Below are 10,398 nucleotides of genomic sequence, written 5' to 3' on the forward strand. Positions count from 1 at the left end.
TCTCCTTTAAAAACTTTAGATACCTCAACAGTATTGGCTGTATATATTAATCTGTGATCTGCATCCCAAAATGTTCTTTGCGCTACAACCTTACCCTCTATAACTAAGCTAGAATTTTCAACTTGTTCTTTAAGTGATATTTCTCTTAATGAAACTTGCGCAGAAACAGATAAGAAGCATGTAAAAAAAGCTAATGCAATTAAGGTGAATTTTAATGGTAATTTTCTAGTCATAATCTAATAATTTAAATAAAAAATAGTGGAGGGATTACCAAATATAGGAAAATATCGTTTAAGATTTATTTAGTTTTGCTACATTTAAAAATCTTAACACACATTTTACATGAAATATTTCCAAATAGACAAATCGCTTTTTGAAACAAACAGAGCAAAATTTAAGGCCAAAATGCAACCTCATAGTTTGGCTGTTTTTAACTCTAATGATATTTATCCTATAAGCGCAGATAGCACGATGCCTTTTGAGCAACATAGAGATATTTTTTATTTAAGTGGTGTTGATCAAGAAGAAAGTATCCTTGTCCTTTTTCCTGATTGCCCCAAAGAAAAACACCGCGAGATATTATTTTTAAAAGAAACAAATGAACATATTGCTATTTGGGAAGGCGAAAAACTTACTAAAGAAAAAGCTTTTGAAACTAGTGGTATTAAAACGGTGTATTGGTTACAAGACTTGGAAAAAGTCATGTTTGAAATACTGACACAATGTGATACGGTTTACATTAATACCAATGAACATTATCGAGCAAATGTTGAAACTGAAACGCGTGAAGACCGATTTACCAAATGGTTAAAAAACAAATACCCTGCTCACGCCGTTGCAAAAAGCAATCCTATATTGCAACGCTTACGCTCAGTAAAAGAACCTATTGAAATTGACTTGATTCAAAAAGCTTGCGACATTACCGAAAAAGGTTTTCGTAGAGTGTTAGGTTTTGTAAAACCTGATGTTTGGGAATTTGAAATTGAAGCAGAATTTATGCACGATTTTTTGCGACACCGCTCAAAAAAGTTTGCATACACACCTATTATTGCTTCTGGAAATAATGCTAATGTATTGCATTACATTGAAAATAATCAACAATGTAAAGCAGGCGATTTAATTTTAATGGATGTTGGAGCAGAATACGCTAATTACTCCAGTGACATGACTCGTAGTGTTCCAGTGTCTGGTCGTTTTTCTGAAAGACAAAAAGCAGTTTATAATGCTGTGCTTAGAGTGAAAAATGAGGCGACAAAAATGCTTGTTCCTGGAACAGATTGGGCTGAATATCATGTTGAAGTTGGAAAAATTATGACCAATGAATTACTTAGTTTAGGCTTAATTGATAAAGCCGATGTGCAAAACGAAAACCCTGAATGGCCAGCATACAAAAAATACTTTATGCATGGTACTAGCCACCACATGGGATTAGACACGCATGATTACGGCATACTAACTGAGCCTATGCGAGCTAATATGGTATTTACTGTTGAACCAGGCATTTATATTCCAGATGAAGGCTTTGGTATTAGACTAGAAGATGACGTAGTTATTCAAAAAGCAGGAGAACCTTTTAACCTTATGAGAAACATACCAATTGAAGCAGATGAAATAGAAGATATTATGAATGCATAAATCAAAGGAGTTCTAGCCTTTAAGTTCACAGAAGTTGAAAATATTTTTAACATCTATAAGCTTAACCCTCCTAATTTCGATTTCATCGAAATTGTCCTCCCTTTAAAACAAAGGGAGGAACAAGTTCCGATTATATTTTAGAACACATTTAAAAAAAATGGTAGTTTTGAAAAAAAAAGAAAGGATCGTTGAAAAACGACCCTTATAGCTAAAAAATCTAATATTGTAATTTACAGAGTGACTAATTCAAATAAATAATCATTTAGTTTTTGTAGCGTATTAATTTTATCTTTTGAATCGATTAATAAAGATATATTGTTCTTACTTCCACCATAAGAAATCATTCTAATTTTTACATCTTGTAATATTTGGAATAATTTATAAGTATCTTGATGATTTACTACTGAATGCCCAACCAAACACACGATGCTTTGGTTTTTATCAACTTCAATAGATGCTATCTTTTCTAATTCAGCTAATATAATATCAAGATTTTTATCATCATCAATGGTTAATGAAACGGCCACCTCCGATGTTGTAATCATATCGATAGACGTTTGGTAAGTCTCAAAAATTTCAAAAACTTTCTTTAGAAAACCATGCGCTTGCAACATTCTTGCCGATTTAATTTTAATCGCCGTAATATTATCTTTTGCAGCAATGGCTTTTATTCCATTCCCTGATGTACTTTTAGAAATTAAAGTTCCATGAGCATCAGGTTTCATGGTGTTCTTTAATCGAACAGGGATACTGTCTTTTCTAACTGGCGTTACCGTTTGTGGATGCAATATTTTAGCTCCAAAATAAGCCAACTCCGCAGCTTCTTCAAATGATAAGTTTGAAATGGCACTTGTGTTTTCAACATACCTAGGATCGTTATTATGCATCCCATCTATATCAGTCCAAATTTGAACTTCTTCCGCTTTAATTGCTGCCCCAATAATAGTTGCTGTATAATCACTCCCGCCACGTTGAAGGTTTGAAATATGGCCTTCATCATCTAAACAAATAAATCCTTGGGTGATATAAATTTCTGAATCTTCAGCATTATCTAAAACATTTTCAAAATGTTCTTTTATGTATTCAATATCTGGTTCTTTAAACGCATCAATTCGCATAAAGTTTAACGCTGGTAATATTGAAGCACGAATACCTTCTTGTTTTAAATAGCTATTAAACATGTAAGTTGAAAGCAATTCACCCTGTGCTAAAATCTGATTTTCTATGGTTTCAGAAAAATCCTTATAAGTGCATTCAACTAAAAGTTCAAAAATACTTGAAATATAATTTTTAACATCATTATTTAAAAGAGCGTCACTTAATAGGGTATCAATAGTATTAAAGTATGTTTCGTGTAGTTTATTTAACTTATCAATAGCATCATTTAATTTACCCGCATCAATATCTTGAGCTATTGAAACCAATTGATTTGTTGTACCAGACATAGCCGAAAGCACTACAACCTTTTTATGGCCATCGTTAATAATGTGCTTAACATTGCCCATATTTTCAACCGATCCTACTGAAGTTCCACCAAACTTTAATACTTTCATCCGTTTCTTTTTATTGCTTTTAAATTCTCAGATGTAACCTTCATGAGAAAAATAATCAATCCATTGTGTTTAATGATTATTTTAAATCATACCATTTTCATTGATTTGATGAACAAAACTATAACTCATTTACTTAACAACTATGTTTCTTAAAAAAAAGAGTTATTTTTACACATATTGTTAAATAATTAACATTCAGATAGATTAAATACATGAAAACGGTATCAAATTGTGTTGAAGACATATTAATAACACAGCCTTATTTAGAAGAAGCCTTATCAAGAAAAATCATAAATTTTAGCGCTTTAGCTATTGAGCTTGTAGAACCCATAAGCAAAATGCTCAAAAAGGATGTAAAACCTGGAGCTATAATGATGGCTTTAAGGCGTTATAATCCTCCTGTAACTTTAGGTAATTCGATTAAAATGAAACGGGTAATTCAAAATCTTGGAGATATTACTGTGCGCTCAAACCTTACTGATTTTACCGTTAAAAACTCAACGACCTTAATTGACAATCATGCCAAAATATTAGAACGTATTAATAAAGATGATAAATTGTTCTACACATTTACCCGAGGTATTCATGAAAGCAATATTATTGTTTCTAGCAGTTTAAATGATTTTATAAAAAATCATTTGAAGAATGAAGCTTTTCTTGCTAAACAAGAAGATTTATCTGCAATTAGCATAAACCTTCCGCAAGACAATTCTAAAATAGCAGGTTTATATTATCATTTCTTTAAAAGATTAGCTTGGGAAGGTATTGTTTTGTATGAAGTTTTATCGACCACTAATGAGTTTACCATATTAGTTGAAGATGAATTTGTTGATAAGGCATTTACTGCTATTAAAAGAGTAAAATCTTAGTTTATTTGATGGCATGATTTTATCTTTGCTGGAGATAAATTGAGCATGTATTTAGAACATAAAGGCATCAACATTTTTTACACAGACGAGGGCAAAGGAAACACCATAGTATTACTTCACGGGTTTTTAGAAAATGCCTTAATATGGGAACCATTTATTTCAACGCTTTCAAAGCAAAATAGGGTTATTTGTATAGATTTATTGGGCCATGGCAAAACAGGTTGTCTCGGTTATGTTCACACCATGGAACTCATGGCTGAAGCAGTTGAAGCCGTATTAATACATTTAAAAATTAAACAATCAACTTTTATTGGTCATTCAATGGGTGGATATGTTTCTCTCGCTTTCGCGGAAAAAAATCCAGACGCAATAGAAGGGTTGTGTTTAATGAATTCAACAGCAAAAGCTGATTCGCCAGAAAAGAAAAAAAACAGAGATCGAGCTATTTTAGCTGTTAAACAAAATCATAAAACATTCATAAGATTGGCTATTGCTAATTTATTCAATCCTAAAAACAGAATTATTTTTTCAGAAAAAATAAAAGCCGTTATTGAAGACGCACAACAAACACCTATACAAGGTATTATTGCATCTCTTGAAGGTATGAAGATTAGAGAAAACAGAGAAGCTCTTTTACATTTCACACCTTTTAAAAAAATGTTGATTCTAGGGAAAAAGGACCCCGTAATGGACTATAAAAGTTTAATTTCTCAAATAAAAAATACCAAAGTTGAATTAGTAGAATTTCCTGATGGGCACATGAGTCATATTGAAAATAAAGATGATTTCCTACAAACAATAGTGCATTTCATCGAAAATTAATTGCTTTTTATCGGTTTATTCAATTTAATTCTTAGATTTAAGCACCCAATTGATTATATCATGAAAAAATCTGTTAACAAACCTACGCTTCTACCTAAAATGTATTGCAATCTTTTTGGGCATGATTACGAAGTTTCTAAGAGAGTAACCTACCATGTAAAAGAGTACACTTGCAGACATTGCAAAAAAGAATTAACTACCAATAGTAATGGTAAACTAATAGCACTTACGCCTAAATTTAAAGAGATAAATGCCATCTTAGAGCGTATTCACACCTCAAGAACTGAACGTTTAAAGCAAAAAACTCTCGCTTCATCGATTTATTAACCGTTTATTAACAAGGTAAGCTGGTTTTTAATACATTTAGCTGTCTCTCTAAAACAATTAATTATGCAAACAAAATGAAAAACATTCAATGTATGGTGTTTGGTCATGATTATAAAGTGACACGACACGTCACCTATCATGTTAAAGAATACACCTGTAAATCCTGTAAAAATGAGCTCACCACAAGTGGTAGCGGTAATTTAGTAGAGCTTACACCAAAATTTAGAGAAATAAATGATGTTCTTGAGCGTATACACCACAAACGTGTACTTAGAATTAACAAAAGAAAAAGCATTGTTATAACTCAACCAGAAGCAAAATTACATATTGCTTAATCATTAAAATTTTTCCAGCCCTGTGCTTTTAAAGGAATTCTTGTGTCTGCTCTTGTCACTAAATGAACACCTTCTTTTTCTTCTTTAATATAACCAATAACAGATAAATTAGGATTCGCCTTTATTTTCAGAAAATCGTCTTGTGAAATAGTAAAAAGAAGCTCATAATCCTCTCCTCCATTCAACGCCACTGTTGTACTATCAATATTAAATTCCTCGCAAGTAGAAATAACTTGAGGGTCTAACGGTATTTTTTCTTCATACAAATCACAGCCTACTTTACTTTGCTTACAAATATGGAGAATTTCAGAAGACAATCCGTCGCTAATATCAATCATAGATGTAGGTTTCACATTCAAGTCTGCTAATAACTTCGCAATATCTTTTCTGGCTTCTGGTTTCAACTGCCTTTCAATGATATAAGTATAAGGCTCTAAATCTGGTTGACTGTTAGGGTTTACTTTGTAAACTTCTTTTTCTCGTTCTAAAACTTGAAGCCCCATGTATGCTGCTCCTAAATCTCCTGAAACAACCAATAAATCATTTGGTTTTGCTCCGCTTCTGTAAACTTCATTTTCAGATTCTACTTCTCCAATTGCAGTAACAGAAATCAATAATCCTTTATTTGAAGATGTTGTATCTCCGCCAATAACATCAATATTATAAATAGTTGCGGCAAGTTCAATACCAGCATACAAATCCTCCAAAGCCTCTAGTGGAAACCTGTTGGACACCCCAATAGAAACTGTAACCTGAGTAGCTTTGGCATTCATCGCATAAACATCAGACAAATTAACAACTACCGCCTTATACCCCAAGTGTTTTAAAGGCATATAACTCAAATCAAAGTGCACACCTTCCAAAAGTAAATCAGTTGTAACAACAATTTTTTTGTTGTCAAAATTTAAAACTGCAGCATCATCACCAATACTTTTAATTGTTGACTTATGTTTTACCTTGAAGTTTTTTGTTAAATGCTCAATTAATGCAAATTCACCTAAGTCACTTAACTGCGTTCTCTGTTGATTTTTATCTTCTATCATTTGGCAAAAATAAGAAGCTATTTTTGTTTTTACTATCTTTATACTAAAACTAAATTTTTAAAGTTTTATTTACAAATCTTCCTATGAAATTTTTACGCCCTTTTTATGTCCTCTTTTTTGCATGCTTTCTAATTATTAGTACTCAATCTTGTAACGATGAACCTGTTGAATTAGCCACCATTGTTGATACAGATAATGACGGTATTGAAGACAGTTTAGACAATTGTCCTACAATTTCAAACCCAAATCAAGAAGATGATGACAATAATGGTATAGGTAATGCATGTGATGATGACGACGACGACGACGATGGTGTATTAGACGCGAATGATAATTGTCCTTTAGAGGCAAATCCAGACCAAGAAGATGATGATAATGATGGCATAGGAAATTTATGTGATGAAGATTATGTGGATCCTAACACGCCCTTTGCGATATGCGAAAATGGTTTTGCGGATATTTATCCTTGTAATGATTACGATTTAATGGCAAACATACCTTTAAACGTTTTTGGGGCTTCTGCTGGTAATGATTGCTGGGGATGGACAGATGAAACCACAGGAAAAGAGTATGCTTTAATGGCAACTAGTCATAACACAGCTTTTGTTGATATCACAAAACCAAATGACCCAATTTATTTAGGAAACCTACCAACTGCAACAACTGCGAGCCCTTGGCGCGATGTTAAAGTATACAAAGATCATGCTTTTATAGTTTCCGATTGTAGCTTTAGTGACCCTACATGTAATGACGACCATGGTATGCAGATTTTCGATTTAACGCGTTTAAGAAATGTAACAAATCCTCCAGAAACATTTACCTCAGATACGTATTTTACTGAATTTGGTAAGGCGCACAATATTGTAATTAATGACGAAAGTGGATATGCATATATAGTTGGCGCAGATAGAGGCTCTACTTTTCTTGGTGGCCCAATATTCATTAACATTCAAGACCCTAAAAATCCAATATCAGAAGGAGGTTTTAAAGAAGGTGGATACTCTCATGATGCACAAGTTGTAACATATAACGGTCCTGATTCAGATTATACTGGTCGCGAAATATTAATTGGTAGTAATGAAAACGAAGTGGTTATTGCTGATGTTACTAACAAATCTAATCCTGTAATCATTTCTACAATAAGTTATAATAATGTTTGGTATGCGCATCAAGGCTCGTTTACTGAAGACATGAAATATTTTATTGTAGGTGATGAATTAGATGAAGTTAGAGTTGGAGGGAATACAAGAACTATTATTTTTGATTTCACCGATTTGGATAATCCTGCTTATCATTTTAATTACATTGGTTCAACTGCAGCCATTGATCATAATGGATATGTAAAGAACAATATGTATTATTTTGCTAATTATAGAGCTGGTGTTCGCATGTTAGACATTTCTCAAATAGCAAATAGCACATTTACTGAAGTTGGTTTTTTCGATACTTACCCTACAGATAATAATACTGAATTTAATGGCGCTTGGAACGTGTATCCTTATTTCTCAAGTGGTAATATAATAATTAGCGACATTGAAAGAGGTTTATTCATTGTCAGAAAAAGTGATTTGTAATGTTCAAAAATGTTAATTTATTTGAAGAAACAGATATTTGTCCTAAGCGTTCCTTCCATTGCATTACTCTTTTTAAATTGTTCAAAAAAAGATAATTGACCCCAAAGAAACACGTGATACCATTACAACTGATTTTAAAAAAAACTTTAGGTGGCACAAAAAACGAAAGCGCTCAAGCGGTTGTAAAAACCTCGGATTGTGGTTATGCTATTTTAGGTCACGCCCAAAGTATGGACGGTGATATCACAAATAAATCTCATGAATCTTTTGATTATTGAGATTCAAAATTAGATACAAACGTAAGTATTATTTGGGAAAAACTTTTGGTTTCTTAAGATCAGACAGGTACACTTCGATTATTCAAAGTAATAATGGTGGATAGCTTAGAGTAAAATTTGAAATTATTTATTTTCTAAACAAAAGATTAATTTCCTTTATATGGCGGTTGCACTTATTTATTGCACTTAGAATGGTAAATATTTTAAAGCCTAAAGTCTTTTAAAAATCTTAAATGTGGAAGAAAGGTGAGAAAAAGCATAGAAGTGCGCACTATTTGATAAGAAACCCAATTGGACAAGTTTTTAAATATCCCAGATCTTTCTCTAAGAGTCTCCATTGTAATTTCACTACACTCGCTTATAATCTTTTCAAAGTCTGAGTGAAGGTTTTCGGCAAATTCTACGGATTGAATTTCTACGTTCATCTCAATACTTCCATAACAGCTAAGACTGTTCAGATTAAAAGAACCGACAATAGACCATTTGTTATCTACCATAGCTGCTTTTCCATGTACTACGGATTTGTTCCACTCATATATTTTTATATTGTGATTAAGTAATGATGCATACAAATGTTCGGTAGCTCTACGCACTAATGGCACATCGCTAGTTCCTGCTAAGATTACTTTTGTTTTTATTCCTTTGTTACAAGCTTTTATCAAAGCCTTTGTCAATTTGCTTCCAGGTAAAAAATATGAGGCTACAATAACTATTTCCTTTTCGGCATTACTAATAGCTTCTGTGTAAGCGTCACAGACTTCTGTTTTTCCTTGTAACCAGTCGTTTTGTAATACTCCTATTTGAGCATCACCAGCAGAATGTAAAACAGGTTTTATTTTTCTTGAACTTCCCTTTTTGAAAAAATAATCGCTACACAGTTTTTGTAAATCTTCTGCAGCAGGACAATATAATTGTACTGCATAATCAAGCCATGGTTCCGTATTCACATTTCCATGATATTTATCTCCAATATTAATACCACCAACCAATGCCGTACTTCCATCTGCTACAACAACTTTATGGTGCATACGTCGGCCTATATAAAAATTATTTAGTGAAAATAGAGGCGAGAAAAACCTTAATTGAATACCATGATCGAGTAAATCTTGAACAAAACTATCGGGAAGTGCCGCACTGCCATAAGCATCCAGTAAAATATAAACATTAACTTTTCTTAGGGCGGCTTCTTTTAAATAGTTGGCAATAAGGTTTCCCGTGTCATCATTTTCAAAAATGTAGGTTTGTAAATGAATTTCTTTTTCTGCCTTGTTAATTATTTCTTTTAACCGTACAAAATAATCTTCACCTGAATGAACCAGTTCAATATATTTTGTACCGTCTGCAGCCTTTAAAAAAGGCGTTTTATTATGTTCTCTAAAAACTTTCTTATGGTCCATCCTAATTATCTAAATCCTGATTGGTCAATAAATCCAGATCGACCGCTTTATTTTGTTGCTTCAAAAAATAAACTAGTCCTATTGCCGTTAAAACAATAACGCCCGAAATAATAAAAGGATAATAAAAACCACCAGCTATTAACCAAGTTCCCAATATTGGCCCAGCAATTTGACCTAAACTGATTATAGACGTTTGTATGGAAATATTTCTGCCTGTATGCTTTTTAGAGAGCAATGAAACGGCAGTGAGCAAATTAGGTGTTACCATAGATCCTCCAATGGCAAAAACAATTATGGTGATATAAATTAGTGAAGTCGCTCTAATAAAAGGAAATGCTATTAATGCGATACCACTAATTAGAAAACCCAAAGTCATCTGTTTTTTCCCGGATAGTATTTTTAGACCGTAAGTGGCAAATACAGGTTGCAGTATTGCCATAACCAATCCGCACAACATAAAACCAATTCCTACTTGGCTGCTTTTAAAGGATAATTCGTTTTTAGCAAATATTGAGAACACCGTTTCAAACAGTGTTATTGCAAACTGCAGTACAAAAGAGAGCAA

General features: G+C 32.7%; 11 protein-coding genes and 1 pseudogene. 7 read left to right on the top strand and 5 right to left on the bottom strand.

The genetic code is table 11. From position 1 onward, the window contains the following. Positions 1-233, bottom strand: a pseudogene (locus tag AAC024_RS14915) (hypothetical protein); the annotation flags it as partial. A gap of 109 nt (positions 234-342) precedes the next feature. Between AAC024_RS14915 and AAC024_RS14920 the strand changes: the two are divergent. Then, a complete protein-coding gene (locus AAC024_RS14920; protein ID WP_339896292.1) occupies positions 343-1,635 on the top strand; it encodes an aminopeptidase P family protein in 1,293 nt (430 codons plus the stop codon). 230 nt (positions 1,636-1,865) lie between these two features. On the opposite strand, the gene AAC024_RS14925 is transcribed toward AAC024_RS14920, so the two are convergent. Next, on the bottom strand, positions 1,866-3,188 hold the full coding sequence (locus AAC024_RS14925; RefSeq protein ID WP_339896293.1) for an aspartate kinase: 1,323 nt from the start codon (positions 3,186-3,188) through the stop codon (positions 1,866-1,868). Positions 3,189-3,400: 212 nt separating this feature from the next. Here AAC024_RS14925 and AAC024_RS14930 point away from each other — a divergent pair, with 212 nt between their 5' ends. The 4 genes from AAC024_RS14930 (at position 3,401) to AAC024_RS14945 (ending at position 5,541) form a co-directional block, all read left to right on the top strand. Further along, positions 3,401-4,057: a hypothetical protein gene (locus AAC024_RS14930; protein WP_339896294.1), complete on the top strand. Its 657-nt coding sequence runs from the start codon at positions 3,401-3,403 to the stop codon at positions 4,055-4,057. Between the two features lie 45 nt (positions 4,058-4,102). Continuing rightward, a complete protein-coding gene (locus AAC024_RS14935) occupies positions 4,103-4,879 on the top strand; it encodes an alpha/beta hydrolase (RefSeq protein ID WP_339896295.1) in 777 nt (258 codons plus the stop codon). Between the two features lie 60 nt (positions 4,880-4,939). Continuing rightward, positions 4,940-5,206, top strand: a complete 267-nt coding sequence (locus AAC024_RS14940; protein ID WP_339896296.1) for a hypothetical protein — start codon at positions 4,940-4,942, stop codon at positions 5,204-5,206. 74 nt (positions 5,207-5,280) lie between these two features. Next, positions 5,281-5,541, top strand: coding sequence for a hypothetical protein (locus AAC024_RS14945; protein ID WP_339896297.1), 261 nt, complete (start codon positions 5,281-5,283; stop codon positions 5,539-5,541). On the opposite strand, the gene thiL is transcribed toward AAC024_RS14945, so the two are convergent. Next, a complete protein-coding gene (gene thiL / locus AAC024_RS14950; protein WP_339896298.1) occupies positions 5,538-6,584 on the bottom strand; it encodes a thiamine-phosphate kinase in 1,047 nt (348 codons plus the stop codon). The two genes, AAC024_RS14945 and thiL, sit on opposite strands and share 4 nt — an antisense overlap. Before the next feature lie 83 nt (positions 6,585-6,667). On the opposite strand from thiL, the gene AAC024_RS14955 reads away from it, so the two are divergent. Beyond that, complete coding sequence (locus tag AAC024_RS14955; RefSeq protein WP_339896299.1) at positions 6,668-8,158, top strand: choice-of-anchor B family protein; 1,491 nt, start codon at positions 6,668-6,670, stop codon at positions 8,156-8,158. Between the two features lie 95 nt (positions 8,159-8,253). After that, positions 8,254-8,436, top strand: a complete 183-nt coding sequence (locus AAC024_RS14960; RefSeq protein WP_339896300.1) for a hypothetical protein — start codon at positions 8,254-8,256, stop codon at positions 8,434-8,436. A gap of 203 nt (positions 8,437-8,639) precedes the next feature. Here the strand turns inward: AAC024_RS14960 and AAC024_RS14965 are convergent, their stop codons facing one another. Then, positions 8,640-9,833, bottom strand: a complete 1,194-nt coding sequence (locus AAC024_RS14965; protein WP_339896301.1) for a phospholipase D-like domain-containing protein — start codon at positions 9,831-9,833, stop codon at positions 8,640-8,642. A gap of 1 nt (position 9,834) precedes the next feature. Continuing rightward, a partial coding sequence (locus AAC024_RS14970; protein ID WP_339896302.1) for an MFS transporter occupies positions 9,835-10,398 on the bottom strand: 564 nt, incomplete at its 5' end.

The sequence above is a fragment of the uncultured Algibacter sp. genome (assembly GCF_963976535.1).
Lineage (GTDB): Bacteria > Bacteroidota > Bacteroidia > Flavobacteriales > Flavobacteriaceae > Algibacter_B.

Coding starts and splice junctions, on each gene's coding strand:
- AAC024_RS14920 (WP_339896292.1), top strand. CDS start 343: ATGAAATATTTCCAAATAGACAAATCGCTTTTTGAAACAAACAGAGCA.
- AAC024_RS14925 (WP_339896293.1), bottom strand. CDS start 3,188: ATGAAAGTATTAAAGTTTGGTGGAACTTCAGTAGGATCGGTTGAAAAT.
- AAC024_RS14930 (WP_339896294.1), top strand. CDS start 3,401: ATGAAAACGGTATCAAATTGTGTTGAAGACATATTAATAACACAGCCT.
- AAC024_RS14935 (WP_339896295.1), top strand. CDS start 4,103: ATGTATTTAGAACATAAAGGCATCAACATTTTTTACACAGACGAGGGC.
- AAC024_RS14940 (WP_339896296.1), top strand. CDS start 4,940: ATGAAAAAATCTGTTAACAAACCTACGCTTCTACCTAAAATGTATTGC.
- AAC024_RS14945 (WP_339896297.1), top strand. CDS start 5,281: ATGAAAAACATTCAATGTATGGTGTTTGGTCATGATTATAAAGTGACA.
- thiL (WP_339896298.1), bottom strand. CDS start 6,584: ATGATAGAAGATAAAAATCAACAGAGAACGCAGTTAAGTGACTTAGGT.
- AAC024_RS14955 (WP_339896299.1), top strand. CDS start 6,668: ATGAAATTTTTACGCCCTTTTTATGTCCTCTTTTTTGCATGCTTTCTA.
- AAC024_RS14965 (WP_339896301.1), bottom strand. CDS start 9,833: ATGGACCATAAGAAAGTTTTTAGAGAACATAATAAAACGCCTTTTTTA.